The organism is Asticcacaulis sp. SL142 (assembly GCF_026625745.1).
Taxonomy (GTDB): Bacteria; Pseudomonadota; Alphaproteobacteria; order Caulobacterales; family Caulobacteraceae; genus Asticcacaulis.
Map to the genome: position 1 here is coordinate 757,316 of NZ_CP113061.1, position 17,157 is coordinate 774,472.

The window sequence follows — 17,157 nt, forward strand, 5'->3', positions numbered from 1 at the left end:
TCGCTAACCATAAACCATCGCAGCCACCGAAACTTCGGTATTTTGCAGAGTTATTAATTACGAAAACAGTCCCCCAAAGAATTTTACCACCCCCAACTGGTTGAGATCGTTCCAAGTCGCGAACAACATCAAACCCAGCAAGGTTACAAGTCCCAGTCTGTAGCCATACCCCTGTATGGCCGAATTGAGCGGCTTTTGCATAACCGCCTCATAGGTATAAAACAAGAGGTGACCGCCATCGAGCACCGGCACCGGCAGCAGGTTAAGGAAGCCAATCCCCACCGAAATCACCGCCGCCAAGGTAACAAGGTTAATCACCAACAATATGACACGATCAGCGGCCGGAGCTTCGACCTTCATAGTCTGAGATGTGATGTCGCCCGTCCCCTTGGTCATGCCAAGTATGCCGCTTAACTGGTCACCGCTTTCTTTTCCCGCGAAAATGCGGCCAATATAGGTCACATTCGTATCAAGTACCTGCCATGTCATTTTCGCGCCTTCGATAAAGGCCGTGTGCGGCGCAAACCGTTGCCAGCGCATATCGCCGCCCATCTCAATGCCTAACCGGCCCGCCTTGATTCGGTGATCACCAGACCCCACCTCAAGCTCAGTGCGAGCGGGCGTGGCGGTAAGCACCACGGGCGCACCCTCGCGAAGAACAGTAATATTGATGGCGCTGTCGGCACGCATCAAAATCAGGGTGCGGGCATCCTGATGGTTTTCAACCTTGCGGCCATCAATTTCCGTAATCAGATCACCTGGCTTAAAACCGGCCGCCGCCGCCGGAGAATTGGGCTCAACGCTAACGACGCTGGCTGGGGTATGCCCTTTGCCGATAAACATCAGCACGCCCGCAAAGAGCACAATCGCCAGAACGAAATTGGCAAAAGGCCCTGCCGCCACAATCAGCATACGTTGCCATACGGGCTTGAAATGGAAATAGGCTTTTTCCGCCCCCTCGCCTTCTTTGGCGACAATGGCGGTTCGGGCCGCGTCGAGTTCTTTGGCATCCGGCGACATGGAGGACACATGCTCATCACCTGCGAATTTCACATATCCGCCCAGCGGAATGGCGCTCAGGCACCATTCAACCCCGTTTTTATCGGTACGCGCCAAAAGCTTAGGCCCAAAGCCCACTGAAAAGCGCTCAATCTTGGTCTTGAACAGCCTGGCAACGCTGAAATGACCCAGTTCGTGAATGGTCACAATGACACTGATCAGGATCAGGAGCGGCAATATACCGACAAAAAACTGCATGTAGCGCGTATCTCTCTGGTTTAGGCGCGAAGCTTTGGAACGCTTGCGGCCGAACGATCACAAAAGCCGCCCACCAGAGCGCGAATGCGAGCGTCAAGCTCAAGAATAGTCCCGACATCCTGACTTGTGTCATTAATCGCTTTAGAAGGCAATTGGGCCCGCATCATGGCAGCTTCGACATTTTCGGCGATTTGCGTAAAGGCGAGGCGTTTCTGCAAAAAGGCGGCAACGCAAACCTCATTGGCGGCGTTAAAGACGACCGGCATGTCGCCACCGGCCTTGAGGGCCTCGCGCGCCAGCCTTAACATCGGAAAAGCATCTTCGTCCGGCGCTTCAAACGTCAATGCCCCAAGGGTCTTGAGATCAAATCCCGGTGCCTGCCAGACTGTGCGGCGCGGCCAGTTCAGGCAATAGGAAATCGGCACCCGCATATCCGCCGGTCCCATCTGAGCCAGACTGGAGCCATCCTTGTATTCCACCATCGAATGGATGACCGACTGCGGATGGATCACCACATCAATCTGATCGGCAGGCATATCAAACAAATAGGCAGCCTCAATAAATTCAAGGCCCTTATTAGCGAGACTGGCACTATCGATGGTAATTTTTGAGCCCATCGACCAGTTCGGGTGCTTTAGCGCCTGCTCAACCGTCACCCGGCCCAACTGATCGCGGCTGTAGCCTCTGAAAGGCCCGCCGGATGCCGTCAGCACAAGGCGATTGACCATATCTTTTTGAGCGCTATCAAGGACTTGGAAAATGGCGTTGTGCTCAGAATCAACAGGCAAAATACATCCGCCAGCCGCTTTCGCACGCGCCAATAAGGCCGGACCGCAGCACACCAGCGCTTCTTTGTTGGCAAGGGCTACCGTAGCACCGGTTCCCGCCGCCGCCCAAACCGGCTCAAGGCCCGCAATACCGACTATGGCAGCCATCACCCAATCCACCGGGCGAGATGCCGCCTCAATCACCGCAGCGTCACCACAGGCAATGGTAAGCCCGGAACCCTCCATCAAGCTCTGAAACGCGCCCCACGATTCAGTGTCGGCAATGACCGTTAAGTTGGGGCGAAATTTGCGCGCCTGTTGCGCCAAAAGCTCAATATTCTTACCGCCACACAAGACATCGATGCTGTACTTAGGCTCAATCGCGTTTAATTCTTCGATCAGCGCCAGAGTCGACACACCTATGGACCCGGTAGATCCCAAAACCGTGACGGACTTTGGCAGCGAATTTAGCATCAGAGCACGGTTCCCAGCATTACTAACAGACGGATACCACCAATAGCGACGATCGCAAACATCAACCCATCGACGCGGTCAAGCAAACCGCCGTGGCCTGGGATAAGGTCACCTGAGTCTTTCACGCCGTAACGGCGCTTCAGCATCGATTCCCACAGGTCCCCCGCCATAGTCGCTAGCGCCGTCAAGAGCCCTACGATCTGAGCCGAAGTGCTCGATTTAAATAGTCCGGTGATATCGGATAGTGTCCCCGCCGCCAGCATACCCGCCATCATCCCCCCGGCAAACCCAGACCATGTTTTATTGGGCGAATATTTGCGCCACAGCTTAGGCCCGCCTACGGCCTTTCCCACCAGATAAGCGGCACTGTCCGCTGTCCAGGCGATCAGGAACGCAAACAGCACCCATTCAAAGCCATTTCCCGTCTGCCTTAACCAGATAAGCACAAACGCCGGCCAGCCGATATATAAGACCCCATAGGCAGCATCCTGCCACGGCCCGCCGAGCCTGCGAATATAAGCCGCGGAACAAGCGGCCCCGAAAAGCAAAAGTGCTATCGATAAAACGGGATGGATGGAATCATAGGGCTTGTTCAAGGCTTCAGCGAACATACCTGCCAAAGCGGGCAAACAGACAGCAACGGCCATACGTGTCGGCATTTTGGGCGCCGCCATGGCCCCCCATTCAATGCTAAGCAGGGCCACGCCGATGCTGATGAGCATCAGGAACGCCCAGTCGCCCAGATGAACCACATAGAGCACGACCGGCACCAGAACGAGGGCGGAGGCGATACGGATACTCAGTTCACTGGCTGAAGACTTTGCGGGTTTAGGCGGAGACATGTCCCGCCTCTACGGCCCCAAAGCGCCGGTCGCGCTCAGCAAATATTTTCAGGGCATCTTCAAGATGGACGCGGTCATAATCCGGCCAAAGCACATCCTGAAACACAAATTCAGCATAAGCCGCTTCCCACAGCAGGAAGTTTGAGAGCCTGTGCTCACCGGATGTACGGATCATCAGATCCAGCGGTGGCAGATCATGCGTTGACAATAAGCCGCCAAACATTTCAGGCGTGAGATCTTCAATATTAGCCTCCCCTGCCTGCACCTTAGCCGCAAAGCGCTTTGCGGCCTCAACCACGTCAGCCTGCGCGCCGTAGTTTAGCGCGACCTGAAGGAAAAAACGCGAATTGTGGCGGGTATCATCGTGCGCTTTGCGCACACATTCCACAATGTCTTTGGGCAGGCCGTCCTGCTGACCGATGATGCGGACGCACACCCCTTCTTTCGCCAATTTAGCGAGGTCGGATTCAATGAACGTGCGCAACAGCCCCATAAGGTCGCTGACTTCAGCCGCCGGCCTGCGCCAATTTTCGGTCGAGAAGGCAAATACCGTCATGTGGGTGACGCCAAGATCACCCGCCGCCCGAATAGTGCGCCGCAAAGCGCCTACCCCAGCTTTGTGGCCCATTGTGCGCATCTGTCCGCGCGCCTTGGCCCAGCGTCCATTACCATCCATGATAATCGCTACATGCAGCGGCACTGACCCGGCCCCGGTCAAGGCCATGATGTCAGAAGCTTGAGACGCTACATCAGCGGCCATGTGGGTTTCCTTGGATTTCGGCTTTACTCACAGCCGTGATTGCGGCCGCAGATAAAATAATACGAGTTTGATACCACCTAAAGGCGCGTTCTGCCACAGGCATGCGACCGTCAGCATCAAGTCGGGCTCAGACCTGCATAATTTCAGCTTCCTTGATCTTTAGCTGTTCATCAATGCGCTTGATGGCCGCATCGGTGAAACCCTGGATCTCAGTGATCATTTTCTTTTGTTCGTCTTCGGAAATATGAGAGTCTTTTTCCGCCTTCTTGATGTCGTCATTGGCATCACGGCGGATATTGCGCACAGCCACGCGCTTTTCCTCAGCATATTTACCGGCAATCTTGACCAGATCCTTGCGGCGCTCCTCGGTCAAAGGCGGGATCGGCACGCGTAGGGTCGTGCCATCCGTGACTGGATTCAGCCCCAGGCCCGAATTGCGGATCGCCTTTTCGACAGATATCACAAGGCCCTTATCCCACACATTGACACTGATCATGCGCGGCTCAGGCACACTGATCGCCGCACAAGACGTAATCGGCATGGTCGAGCCGTAGGCGTCAACAACAATACCTTCCAGAAGGGACGAGGATGCGCGCCCGGTGCGCAGGCCGCCGAAATCTTCTTTCAGCGACGTCACCGACTTATCCATGCGGTCCTTATACTTAGCCAGTTCGGGTTTGCTCATGATATGTCTCGTTATTTTAGATGATTATTCTGAAATGACCGTATAGGTGCCGCGCCCGTGGACCACATCGCGCAGCGCCCCGTCTGATCGGATGGAGAACACAACGATAGGAATGCTGTTGTCGCGCATCATGCTGACGGCGGACGCATCCATGACCTTGAGATCTTTAGCCAGGACCTCATGATAACTCAATGTATCATAACGCCGTGCGGCGGGATCTTTTTTCGGATCAGCGGTATAAACGCCATCGACCGAAGTGCCTTTAAACAACGCATCACAGTTCATTTCCGCCGCCCGCAACGCTGCCGCCGTATCGGTCGTAAAATAAGGCGCGCCTGTACCGGCCGCAAAAATCACCACACGTCCTTTTTCAAGATGTCGCTCGGCACGCCTGCGGATAAAAGGCTCGCAAACCGCATTCATTTGAATGGCCGATTGCACACGGGTATCGACCCCCAGTTGCTCAAGCGCATTCTGCATGGCCAGCGCGTTCATGACGGTAGCAAGCATACCCATATAATCAGCGCTGGAGCGCTCCATGCCAACCGCCGCCTTCGACAGACCGCGGAAGATATTGCCGCCGCCAATAACCAGACAAAGCTCGACACCCATGCGTGCGACTTCGGCGATCTCTTCGGCCACCGCCTTAACGGTGTTCATATCGATTCCGAAACCCTGCTCACCCATCAGGACTTCACCGGAAACCTTGAGGAGGATGCGTTTATAACGAAGGTCAGCCGTTGCCACAGCAGGTTCAGTCATATCGGTATCTCCGGGGAATCAATGGTCTAATCAGGATTTGGATTTTCGCTCTCTGCTCTAGCCGGTTATTACCCATTTGAAAAGACAAAGGGCGCGAACACTATTACGTGCCGCGCCCTTATTTTATTCAAAAATGTGGATTAGGCTTAAGCCTGACCACCCATCATTGAAGCGACTTCAGCCGCGAAGTCTTCAGTCTTTTTCTCTACGCCTTCTCCCAGAGCCAGACGCGTAAAGGCGGTGACCTTCACATCGGTGCCGAGCGACTTAGCGGTTTCCGCAACGAACTGCTCGATGGTTTGATCCGGGTTCATGACGAAGGATTGCTTCAGAAGCACGACTTCTTCAAAGAACTTACGTATCCGGCCTTCGACCATTTTCTCGACCACGCCTGCGGGCTTGCCCGATTCCAGCGCTTGCTCGGTGAAAATCGCCTTTTCACGCTCAACCGCCGCCGGATCGATATCGTCCGTCGACAGCGAGATCGGCTGGGTAGCGGCGATATGCATAGCGATCTTGCGGCCCATATCGTTGAGTGCCGCCGGATCACCTGCCGATTCAACCGCAACCAGAACGGCGATACGACCGAGGTCCGGTGCAATTGAGTTGTGGATGTAGCTGGCGACTACGCCTTCGGAAACCGAATGCTTAGCCAAACGACGCACCATCATGTTCTCACCAATATTGGCGATCAGGTTGGTGATTTCGTCATTAACCGCCGACTGCACGCCTTCGACGCTATCGGTCGACAGGGCAGCCTTACCGGCATTGCGCGCCAGAGCCTGGAACAGTTCGTTACGGGCCACGAAGTCGGTCTCAGAATTAACCTCGACCGCCGCTGCCGTCTTGCCGTCCGAAGCCACGACCACCAGACCTTCTGCCGCCACGCGGTCAGACTTCTTGGCAGCCTTGGACAGGCCCTTGGTACGCAGCCAGTCCATGGATGCTTCGATGTCGCCACCGTTCTCAGACAAGGCCTTTTTGCAATCCATCATGCCGGAGCCGGATTTTTCGCGCAGTTCCTTCACGAGAGAGGCTGTAATTTCCACCATGGAATCCTCCATAAATTTAAAAAGTTAAACCGTATGAGCTAACCTTAGCTCACGGGTGTTGCCATTTAACGACAACGGAGCCTGACAGGACTCAGACTCCGTTGTGAAATCTTAAGTCAGGATCAATCAGGTGCCTTCAGGCTCGATTGATCCTGAAGGCATTTAGGCCTCGGTAGCTGCGTCGGCCTCAGCCGCCAGAGCCGGTTCGACCGGAGCTTCAGAAGCGCCCAGATCAACACCAGACGCCACTTGACCCGCGGCCAGACCATCCAGAACCGCATCAGCGATCAGGTCGCAATAGAGCTGCAACGCGCGCGCCGCATCGTCATTGCCCGGAACCGGATAGGTGATGCCGTCAGGATCGGAGTTGGAGTCGAGGATGCCGATCACAGGAATATTCAGCTTGCGCGCTTCCTGAATGGCGATCGATTCCTTATTGGTATCGATCACGAACATCAGGTCGGGGATACCGCCCATGTCCTTGATGCCGCCCAGAGACAGTTCAAGCTTTTCACGCTCACGGGTAAGCGTCAGAAGTTCCTTCTTGGAACGACCAGCCGGGTTACCGTCCAGAACGCCTTCCAGTTCGCGCAGACGCGCGATCGAACCGGAAATGGTGCGCCAGTTTGTCAGCGTGCCGCCCAACCAACGGTGATTGACATAATACTGAGCCGAGCGCTTAGCCGCCACCGCAACCGGGCCAGAGGCCTGACGCTTGGTGCCTACGAAAAGAACGCGGCCACCGCTTGCGGCGACTTCACGCGCCTTAAGCAGCGCCTGATGGAACAGAGGCAAGCTCTGCGACAGATCAATAATATGGATGTTGGAACGCGAACCAAACAGGTAACGCTCCATCTTCGGGTTCCAGCGGTGAGTCTGGTGACCAAAGTGCGCGCCAGCTTCCAGCAGCAGGCGCATAGACAGTTCAGGCATAGCCATAAATTTATTCCTTCTTCCGATAAACCTCCGCAAACAGTTCAGTTCTCCGAATGGAGGAACCTCGGTTAGCGACGAGTGACGGATGTCACCGCGCCGCGCGTTTGCGTGCGAGATGGGGGCAACTAGGCATTATTTTAGCAAAAATCAAGCAAAATCCAGAAAGCCATTGGGAAAACCGTTTAGCCAGAGCTGAATAATCGTGCTTAGATGTCTTCGTAATATAAAACGCCAGCCATCGATTTCAAGGCCCCGCGCAGATGACCATCTAGTCTATAGCGATCTGGTAATTTAATTTCGACTTCCCGGTCAGAGCCCAGCTCTGTCAAAAGGCTGATTTCCCCTCCCGATGGCGTCTTAGACTTATCCAAAAACTCTTTGAGGGTCACAATATCCAATCCTCGTGACGAGACATGTAACCGCAGTCCGATATCATCCATTTTGAGCGTGTCAGCCATGAGCGCGGCCTCATCTCCGAACATGCGCATTTCGCCTTCACGGCCGCCCTTACAGCGAACCTTCACAACTATTGATTTCCCAGGGTCGAGCACTTCGCGGCAACGGCGCAAGGCTTCAGGCTGAAACATGACCTCATATTCCCCAGTCGGATCAGACAAGGTTACAAAGGCAAATTTTTCACCCGATTGCGCCGAGGCACGCTCCTGGCGTCGGCGCACAACCCCCGCCATGCGAAAGGCTTCCTGTCCTTCCGATGCTAGCCCCACAGCCTCAGCATAAAGCGTGACGCTCCGACGTTTGAAAACGTCCAGCATATCGCCCAAAGGATGCCCAGACAGATAAAACCCAACCGCCGCCAATTCATCATCCAGACTGTCCGGACCGGAATTACTCGCAACTTTTGGCAAACGTGGACGCGCCGCCTCTGTGGCACCAAACAAGGTCACCTGAGAAGAAGCCCGTTCCGCCGCCACACTTTGGGCATAAGCCATCAAAATATCTGCAGCCTTTACGATTTGGGTGCGGTTAGGATGGATTGAATCAAAAGCGCCCGCTTTCGCGAGATTTTCAATTGCGCGTTTGTTGACGGCTTTCGGATCGATACGTTCAAGAAAATCGAACAAGTCTTTAAATTTGCCACCTTCTTCACGGACCTGAACCACGGTCTGCATAGCTTCAAAGCCAACATTTCGGATGGCTCCCAACGCGTACAACACCTCGCCATTTTCAACATCGAAATCCGCCATGGATCGATTAATATCCGGCGGGCAAATCTTCACGCCGAAACGGCGAGCATCCTGATAAAACACGGCCAGCTTATCGGTGTTGGCGATATCAAGGCTAAGCGTTGCCGCAAAAAACTCGACCGGATGGTTGGCCTTTAGATAGCCGGTTTGATACGAAATAAAGGCATAGGCGGCCGCGTGCGATTTGTTAAAACCGTAGCCCGCGAACTTATTCACAAGTTCAAAAATTGAGTCCGACCGCCTTGGGTCAACGCCTTTTTCACTCGCACCGGAAATAAACCTTGCCTTTTGCAAGTCCATTTCTTCTTTTTTCTTCTTACCCATAGCCCGACGCAGAAGGTCGGCTTCGCCCAGACTGTAACCTGACAGGATTTGAGCGATCTGCATCACCTGTTCCTGATAGATGATAACCCCGTAAGTTTCTTTCAGTACCGGTTCAAGACTGGGGTGCAGCATGTCGATTTCAGCACGACCGAACTTACGATCAACATAGGTATCGATATTGTCCATTGGTCCTGGACGATAGAGCGATATCAAGGCCGTAATTTCTTCAATCGAACCGCAGCGCATCTTGCGCAGGGTGTCACGCATACCCTGACTTTCAAGCTGGAACACGCCGATAGACTGACCTGAAGCCAAAAGTTCATAGGTCGGACCATCATCCAATGGCAGAGTCGAGAAATTAATCTCCACGCCCCGTTTACGCAAATATTTCATCGCACGATCAAGTACAGTCAGGGTTTTCAGCCCCAGAAAGTCAAACTTTACAAGACCAGCACTTTCCACCCATTTCATATTGAATTGGGTCGCCGGAATATCTGAACGCGGATCACGGTAAAGCGGCACTAATTCCGTTAACGGGCGATCGCCAATAACGATACCGGCCGCGTGGGTCGATGCGTTACGGTATAATCCCTCAAGTCTTAGGGCTGTATCCAACAGCTTTCTGACCGGTTCTTCATCCTTGGCGGCTTGCCGTAGCCGAGGTTCAACATCAAGCGCCTGTGCCAGAGTCACCGGATTAGCAGGATTAGCGGGGATCATCTTAGCGAGACGGTCAACCTGCCCTAATGGCAACTGCATGACCCTCCCGACGTCGCGCAAAACAGCGCGTGCCTGGAGCGTACCAAAAGTAATGATCTGTGCGACGCGATCACGCCCGTACTTATTCTGAACATAGGTGATGACTTCTTCGCGCCGCTCCTGACAAAAATCGATATCGAAATCGGGCATGGAGACGCGTTCAGGATTAAGGAACCGCTCAAAAAGCAATCCAAACCGCAGAGGATCAAGATCGGTAATGGTCAGGGCCCAAGCCACAAGCGAACCAGCCCCCGACCCCCGGCCCGGCCCGACCGGCACACCATGAGATTTCCCCCACTTGATAAAGTCCGAAACGATCAGAAAATAACCCGGAAACCCCATATTTTGGATCACGCCAATTTCGCGTTCTAAACGATCCCAGTAATCCTGCTCAGGAAATGCAGGCTTCACCTCGGTCAATCTCTGCTTAAGCCCTTCCCGTGCCTGAAATGCCAGTTCTTCAGCCTCGTTACGGCCATCACCTGTGTCAAATCTTGGCAGAATCGGATCACGTTTAGCCACCAGAAATGCGCATCTCTTGGCAATCTCAAGCGTGTTGTCACAAGCTTCTGGCAGATCTTTAAATACCTCACGCATTTCACTTGCGGGGCGCAACCAATGATCTTTAGTTACCTTACGCCTGTCAGATACCCCCATGAACGTGCTATCAGAGATGCACAATAAGGCTTCGTGAGCCTTGTAAAGATCTGCGCTACCAAAATAGGCATCATTAGTCGCCACCAACGGAATATCATGGCCATAAGCGTATTCAACAAGCCCAGCCTCAGCCATGCCGCGCTCAACACCGCCCATACCATAACCAGTATCATGCCGCTGAAGCTCAATATAAAATCGGTCACCGAAAATTTCATGCATAGCTTTAAGAGCGACGCATGCTTCATCGGGTTTATTTTGCTTGAATAGTGGATCGACCGGGCCATCAGGCCCGCCCGATAAAAGTATCAACCCTTGGTTATAGGCCGCAATTTGATCCCACGTAACATGAGGTTCTTCGATGCCATCTGACTCGACATAGGCAACCGAAGATAAATGACACAGATTGAGATAACCCCGCTCATCTTGAGCCAGCAGAACAACCGTAGGAATACGCGCCCACTTCTCGGTCAAACCGCCGCCAATACCTTTGACAGGTAGGGCACAACCAATAATTGGCTGCACTCCGACGTCCTTACAGGTTTGGGAAAATTCAAGCGCACCGTAGAGATTACAGCGATCGGCAATCGCAATCGCTGGCATTGAAAGATTTTGCGCCAGCTTGCCCATATCATAGGCCTTTATGGCCCCTTCAAGCAGAGAGTAGGCTGAACGAACCCTCAGATGAATAAATCCGGTCTCGCTCATATTCGTCTCCGCCAGAGGTTTGCTTAAGGTGAGATTACCCGATTCACGCTACCAGCATAGACAATTGGCAAACAACCCACACAAAGCCAGCGACCGATGCAAAGGACAGCAAATTATGTAATGTCGAAACCATTTTCGCACTCCGTTAAATTCATGCTTTGTTCTATATTCCCCATTTGTTCCAAACGCAAATAAATTATGCACATAACAGGAACAAAAATAACAATGCATTGATTTTAAGAGATTAAATTAAACGGAACCCGTGGACAATTCCGTGAGTTTTCCGTTCTGAATGGTCACAACCCGATCCATATGTCTGGCGAGTTCCAGATTATGGGTCGCAATCAGTGCCGCGACCTGCTGATGACGAACCGTTTGCTTCAGCGCCTCAAAGACCTGTTTCGAGGTATCCGGATCGAGGTTACCCGTGGGCTCATCGGCCAATAACAATCTGGGACTGTTGACCAAAGCCCGCGCAATCGCCACCCGCTGCTGCTCACCGCCAGAGAGTTGTGCGGGTTGATGGTTCAGGCGCTCGCCCAAGCCTACCTGCTCAAGCAAAGCCTTGGCGCGCGCCTCAGCCTCACGCACAGACCGGCCCAGAACTCTCTGAGGCAGTGCCACATTGCCCAGAGCGGTAAACTCAGGCAAGAGATGGTGAAACTGGTACACAAAGCCGATTTTGGTCAGTCGTGCCCGCGTGCGCAGCTTATCATTGGCGCGAGTAAGATCTTCACCATCAATAATTAATTGCGCTTCTTCGGAGGTTTCCAGCAAGCCAACGCAATGCAATAGCGAAGACTTCCCTGAACCGGACGGCCCAACAAGACCAACCACTTCACCCGCATAGAGATCAAGATCGACATCTTTGAGCACTTCAAGTTGCGCGCCTTCGGCAACATTATAAGTGCGGTTCAGGCCACGCAACGACATGACAACATTTTTATTACTCATAACGTAGCGCCTCTACGGGCTCCAAACGGGCGGCCCGCATCGCTGGCGGCAAGGTCGACAAACATGCTGCCAACAAAGACCAGAACACCACAAACGCCACTTCGGCAGGCTCAATCTTGGCCGGAATATAGGACAGGTAATAGACGTCCGGGTTGAAGACTTTAGTTTGAGTCACGAACTCAACAAACTGCTGTATCGGACGAATAAACATACAGAAAACCACACCTAGCATAACCCCCGCTATGGTTCCGCCTGCGCCCAAAGTAGCCCCCGACAAGAAGAATATTTTCATAATCGAAGACCTGTCCGCGCCAAAGGTGCGCAGTATCGCAATGTCTTTGCCCTTATTCTTTACCAGCATGACAAGGCCGGAAATAATGTTCATGGCCGCAATCGTGACGATCAGGCTTAGGATCAAGCGCATGACGTTGCGCTCGACCTGAAGCGCGCCCCATAGTGAGGCATTGCGTTCCGTCCAGTCCTGAACGATCCCGCCCTGACCCGCGGCGTTTACGATCTGGGGGCGGATGGACTGGATCTGATATGGGTCAGTGACTTTGAGTTCAAGCGCGTCCCACTCCCCTTCTCTGTCGAAGAAAAGCTGGGCCTGTTCGATCGGCATATACACAAAGGACGCATCAAGCTCACTGACACCTACTTTGAAAACACCCGCGACCGTATAGGTTTTACGGCGTGGAATGGCGCCAAACGCTGTGGATGTCCCCGGCGTCAAAAGGGAAAGATCATCGCCTGGGCCCACGCCCATATCGCGCGCCATGCCGTCACCGATCAGGATATTGTCACCGCCATAGTCGCCCACACCGAAATCCTTGATGGAGCCTTCGGTGATGTTTTCGACGACAATGGGTGTTTCTTTAAGGGTTTTGGCATCGACGCCGCGGATATAGGCCAGACCAGCCACGCCCTGAACATTCTGCGCCATGCCCGGAGACTGCACGAATGGCGAGACCTGCGTCACACCCGGCACGGCCTCAAGACGCTTGACCATGTCATCACGATGACCAAAATCGTTGATCGCCATGCCACCGACATAGGCGTGGCCGTTGAACGCCAGAAGCCGCGACATCATTTCATCGCGAAATCCATTCATAACTGCCATGACGATAATCAGAACCGCCACCGACAGCATGACGCCAACAAAGCTAATGATCGAAATCAGCGCCACCCCGCCGTCTTTGCGTTTAGCCCGCAGATAGCGAAACGCCAGATCAAGCTCCCACAGGGAAAAACCCAGGGTTTTCTTTGGCTTTGGTGGCACATCTGACATATGGGTTATGCCTTTGTCAGTTGATCGAGAACGGCATCAAATTCTGCGGTGTGGCGTTCACCCGTCTTACGGTGTTTGATTTCAACCTTACCTTCGGCCAGTCCTTTGGGCCCGATGATCAATTGCCAGGGGATGCCGATCAGATCCATAGAAGCAAACTTGGCTCCGGGGCGGTCGTCGGTATCGTCATAAAGTACAGACTTGCCTGCGGCTTCTAACGCTGCATAGGCCTTTTCGCAAGCAGCATCACACGCGGCGTCCCCTGCCCGCAGGTTGATCAGGGCGACATCGAAGGGTGCCACGCTCTCAGGCCATATAATACCGGCATCATCATGGCTGGCTTCGATAATACCACCGATCAGACGCGACACACCAACACCGTATGATCCCATATGGACATGGGTTTGCGTCCCGTCAGGGCCATTGACGGCGGCATTCATCGGCTCGGAATATTTCTTGCCGAAGTTGAAGATGTGGCCGACTTCGATCCCGCGCGCAGAGAGCTGTTTGTCCGCAGGTACGGCGCCAAAGGCCGCTTCATCGTGCATTTCTTCGGTAGCGGCATAAAGCGCTGTGCGCTCATCGACGATGGCTTGCAGATCATCCCAGTCAACATTATCGCCGGGGGCTGGCATGTCGACCAGATCTCTATGGCAGAAGACGGCACTTTCGCCGGTATCGGCCAGAATAATGAACTCGTGGCTCAGGTCGCCACCGATCGGGCCGGTATCGGCGCGCATGGGCACCGCCTTAAGACCCAAACGTGAGAAGGTGTTGAGGTAGGCCACAAACATGCGGTTATAGGCCTTACGGGCCGCCGCTTCATCGATATCGAAGCTATAGGCATCTTTCATCAGGAATTCACGGCCACGCATCACGCCAAAGCGTGGGCGCTGCTCATCGCGGAATTTCCACTGGATATGGTAGAGGTTAAGCGGCAGGCTTTTGTACGACCGGACATAGGCGCGGAAAATTTCCGTGATCATTTCCTCATTGGTCGGCCCGTAGAGCAGTTCACGCTCATGGCGGTCCTTAATGCGCAGCATTTCCTGGCCGTAGTCTTCATACCGGCCGGATTCACGCCAAAGATCCGCCAGTTGCAAAGTCGGCATCAGAACCTCAATGGCACCGGCCTTTTGCATTTCCTCATGGACGATCTTTTCGATCTTCTTCAAGACCCGCAAGCCCAACGGCAGCCAGGCATAGATGCCCGCAGCTTCCTGACGGATCATGCCGGTGCGCAACATAAGGCGGTGCGAGACGATCTGGGCTTCGGAGGGGTTTTCTTTGAGGATGGGCAGGAAATAGCGCGACAGGCGCATGAGCAGTATCCGTTAAGTCTGGTTTTGATTGTGCGTGACAATTAGCGGGGTTCGCGGGCGAAAATCAACGCTTAAGGTGGTCAGCCGGGAAATTCCGGCAAAGGTATAAGCCCGAACTGAATAATGACCATAACCAGTGCCCAAATCCCTGCCGCAATGTAGGTTGTGGTCAGCAATTTCCTCTTAAGATTAGGCTTTACCGGTGCGCCGGGATCGCCGCCGTCGGTCGTCTCTATCCCCGCTTCGTGGTGACTTTGGTTGCCCAGAGGCAGCACCACAAAGAATGCCGTCCACCAGATGATGATAAAAATCGCGGTGATCGTTAAGGGGCCCATAAAGGTGCTTTCTTTAAATCAAGCCTATGGTTTCGTCGAGATTCAAGGCCAAATTAAGGTTCTGAACCGCAGCGCCTGACGCGCCCTTACCCAGATTATCAAGAACCGCCACCAGACGCGCCTGCTGGCCATCTTCGTCGCCAAAGACATGGATCAGGAGGTTATTTGTATCCTTCAATAATTCAGCATCCAGCGCCTTGGTGGCCTTGGAATCTTCGAGCGACGCCACCTTGACAAAGGTTTCACCCGCATAGTGGGCGGCAAAAATCTCATGCAGCCGTGACAGCTCAGGCTCGTCCGGCAGTGCCCACAATTGTAACGGGATTTCGACAATCATGCCTTGCGCGAAACGACCTACCGCTGGCGTAAATACCGGTGGCGACTCCAAGCCTGAAAAGACCGTCATTTCCGGCAGATGCTTATGGTTCAAGCCTGTCGCGTAAATGCGGTAGTTATCCGTTGTGCCGCCATCTTCGAACTCAGCGATCATCGACTTACCGCCGCCGGAATAGCCCGAAACCGCATTGACCGTGGATGGCCAGAATGGCGGAATGACGCCAGCATCCACCAGCGGCCGCATCAGGGCAATAAAGCCCGTCGCATAACAGCCAGGATTGGAAATACGTTTAGACGCCCGGATGTCATCACGCTGCCCCGGCGCCATTTCGGCAAAGCCGTAGGCCCAGTCCTCATGAACGCGGTGCGCGGTCGAAGCATCGATAATCTTGACATCCGGATTTTCAACCAAGCTGACCGCTTCACGCGCAGCCTCATCCGGCAGGCACAGGATCACGGCATCTGCGGCATTGATGGCCGCCTTGCGCGCAGCGGCATCTTTGCGAACAGCCTCATCCAAACGGATCAGTTCGATTTCAGGACGCAGTTCAAGACGCTTACGGATCAAAAGCCCGGTCGTACCGACATCGCCGTCAATGAAAACCTTATGAGACATGGCTTAGCTCCGTTTGTATCCCACCCTACGTCAAAGAGTGGTGTAAAAAAAGTGCGGAGCCTTTCGACCCCGCACCGGATAGTCTGATGAGCATTGACAGCCGCCCCAGACACCCGGTTTCGGGTGCAGGGGCCGCGCCCCTGCTTAACGCTTCGAGAACTGGAAGGAACGACGAGCTTTCGCACGGCCGTACTTTTTACGTTCAACCACGCGCGAGTCGCGGGTCAGGAAGCCAGCGGCCTTAAGCGTCGGGCGCAGACCCGGCTCAAAATAGGTCAGAGCCTTAGACAGACCGTGACGGATGGCACCGGCTTGACCGGACAGGCCAGAGCCTTGAACGGTGACAAACACGTCGAACTGGGTCGCGCGCTCGGTCAGGTTCAGCGGCTGAGCAATCATCATACGCAGAACCGGACGTGCAAAATACACTTCCTGTTCGCGACCATTAATGACCCACTTGCCGGAACCAGGCTTGATCCAGACGCGGGCGATAGCGTTCTTACGCTTGCCGGTAGCATAGGCGCGACCGAACTTATCCAGTTGCTGAACGCGCTCTACGGGAGCCGCGACAGGGTTGGACGACAGGGAAGCCAAAGCTTCCAAACCTTGAGTTTCGGACATTCTTAGAAGCTCCGTACGTTCTTGCGGCTCATGGCCTTGAAGTCGATGACTTCCGGCTGTTGAGCTTCGTGGGGGTGTTCCGAACCGGCATAGATACGCAGGTGCGTCAGTTGGGCGCGCGCCAAGGGCGATTCCTTTGGCAGCATACGCTCAACGGCCTTCATCAGAACGCGCTCAGGGTACTTACCGCCCAGGATCTGGCCCATGGTGCGGGTCTTGACGCCACCAGGGTGACCGGTGTGCCAATGGAACACCTTGTCCGTCAGCTTCTTACCGGTATAGTGAACCTTCTCGGCATTGATGACGATGACATAGTCACCGGAATCAACGTGAGGTGTGTAGGTAGGCAGGTGCTTGCCGCGAAGACGCATGGCGATAAACGAAGCCAGACGGCCGACAACGGCGTCCTGAGCGTCGATCACGACCCACTTCTTCTCGACATCGGCCGGCTTAAGCGGCGCGGTGGTCGATTTCAACATGGTCAAATTCCTTAGATTTCT

The 17,157-nt window shown here is 54.0% G+C and carries 16 protein-coding genes; all 16 read right to left on the bottom strand.

Annotated elements, in window-relative coordinates:
• Positions 1 to 57: 57 nt before the first annotated feature.
• Positions 58 to 1,257 (bottom strand): M50 family metallopeptidase, encoded by a 1,200-nt coding sequence (locus OVA03_RS03470; RefSeq protein WP_267526792.1) that lies wholly within the window; start codon positions 1,255 to 1,257, stop codon positions 58 to 60.
• 20 nt (positions 1,258 to 1,277) lie between these two features.
• Positions 1,278 to 2,498, bottom strand: coding sequence for a 1-deoxy-D-xylulose-5-phosphate reductoisomerase (gene dxr, locus OVA03_RS03475; RefSeq protein WP_267526793.1), 1,221 nt, complete (start codon positions 2,496 to 2,498; stop codon positions 1,278 to 1,280).
• The gene (locus tag OVA03_RS03480; protein ID WP_267526794.1) at positions 2,498 to 3,340 is read right to left on the bottom strand and encodes a phosphatidate cytidylyltransferase; all 843 of its coding nucleotides are present in this window, start codon (positions 3,338 to 3,340) and stop codon (positions 2,498 to 2,500) included. The genes dxr and OVA03_RS03480 overlap by 1 nt, the downstream gene beginning before the upstream one ends.
• On the bottom strand, positions 3,327 to 4,100 hold the full coding sequence (uppS, locus tag OVA03_RS03485) for a polyprenyl diphosphate synthase (protein WP_420710472.1): 774 nt from the start codon (positions 4,098 to 4,100) through the stop codon (positions 3,327 to 3,329). The genes OVA03_RS03480 and uppS overlap by 14 nt, the downstream gene beginning before the upstream one ends.
• 127 nt (positions 4,101 to 4,227) lie before the next feature.
• Positions 4,228 to 4,785, bottom strand: a complete 558-nt coding sequence (frr, locus tag OVA03_RS03490; protein ID WP_267526795.1) for a ribosome recycling factor — start codon at positions 4,783 to 4,785, stop codon at positions 4,228 to 4,230.
• Positions 4,786 to 4,809: 24 nt separating this feature from the next.
• Positions 4,810 to 5,547 (bottom strand): UMP kinase, encoded by a 738-nt coding sequence (pyrH, locus tag OVA03_RS03495; RefSeq protein ID WP_267526796.1) that lies wholly within the window; start codon positions 5,545 to 5,547, stop codon positions 4,810 to 4,812.
• A 146-nt stretch (positions 5,548 to 5,693) separates the two neighbouring features.
• Complete coding sequence (gene tsf / locus OVA03_RS03500) at positions 5,694 to 6,599, bottom strand: translation elongation factor Ts (RefSeq protein WP_267526797.1); 906 nt, start codon at positions 6,597 to 6,599, stop codon at positions 5,694 to 5,696.
• A 162-nt stretch (positions 6,600 to 6,761) separates the two neighbouring features.
• A complete protein-coding gene (gene rpsB / locus OVA03_RS03505; RefSeq protein WP_267526798.1) occupies positions 6,762 to 7,538 on the bottom strand; it encodes a 30S ribosomal protein S2 in 777 nt (258 codons plus the stop codon).
• Between the two features lie 203 nt (positions 7,539 to 7,741).
• Positions 7,742 to 11,185, bottom strand: a complete 3,444-nt coding sequence (dnaE, locus tag OVA03_RS03510) for a DNA polymerase III subunit alpha (RefSeq protein WP_267526799.1) — start codon at positions 11,183 to 11,185, stop codon at positions 7,742 to 7,744.
• A 249-nt stretch (positions 11,186 to 11,434) separates the two neighbouring features.
• The gene (locus tag OVA03_RS03515) at positions 11,435 to 12,139 is read right to left on the bottom strand and encodes an ABC transporter ATP-binding protein (protein WP_267526800.1); all 705 of its coding nucleotides are present in this window, start codon (positions 12,137 to 12,139) and stop codon (positions 11,435 to 11,437) included.
• Positions 12,132 to 13,427, bottom strand: coding sequence for a lipoprotein-releasing ABC transporter permease subunit (locus tag OVA03_RS03520; protein ID WP_267526801.1), 1,296 nt, complete (start codon positions 13,425 to 13,427; stop codon positions 12,132 to 12,134). The genes OVA03_RS03515 and OVA03_RS03520 overlap by 8 nt, the downstream gene beginning before the upstream one ends.
• A gap of 5 nt (positions 13,428 to 13,432) precedes the next feature.
• Positions 13,433 to 14,749 (bottom strand): proline--tRNA ligase, encoded by a 1,317-nt coding sequence (gene proS, locus OVA03_RS03525; protein ID WP_267526802.1) that lies wholly within the window; start codon positions 14,747 to 14,749, stop codon positions 13,433 to 13,435.
• 80 nt (positions 14,750 to 14,829) lie between these two features.
• Positions 14,830 to 15,084 carry a DUF1467 family protein gene (locus tag OVA03_RS03530; RefSeq protein WP_267526803.1) on the bottom strand — a complete coding sequence of 85 codons (255 nt, stop codon included), beginning with the start codon at positions 15,082 to 15,084 and terminating at the stop codon, positions 14,830 to 14,832.
• Between the two features lie 13 nt (positions 15,085 to 15,097).
• A complete protein-coding gene (gene argC, locus OVA03_RS03535; RefSeq protein WP_267526804.1) occupies positions 15,098 to 16,036 on the bottom strand; it encodes an N-acetyl-gamma-glutamyl-phosphate reductase in 939 nt (312 codons plus the stop codon).
• Between the two features lie 144 nt (positions 16,037 to 16,180).
• On the bottom strand, positions 16,181 to 16,657 hold the full coding sequence (gene rpsI, locus OVA03_RS03540; protein WP_267526805.1) for a 30S ribosomal protein S9: 477 nt from the start codon (positions 16,655 to 16,657) through the stop codon (positions 16,181 to 16,183).
• 2 nt (positions 16,658 to 16,659) lie between these two features.
• Positions 16,660 to 17,136, bottom strand: a complete 477-nt coding sequence (gene rplM, locus OVA03_RS03545; RefSeq protein WP_267526806.1) for a 50S ribosomal protein L13 — start codon at positions 17,134 to 17,136, stop codon at positions 16,660 to 16,662.
• Positions 17,137 to 17,157 lie beyond the last annotated feature (21 nt).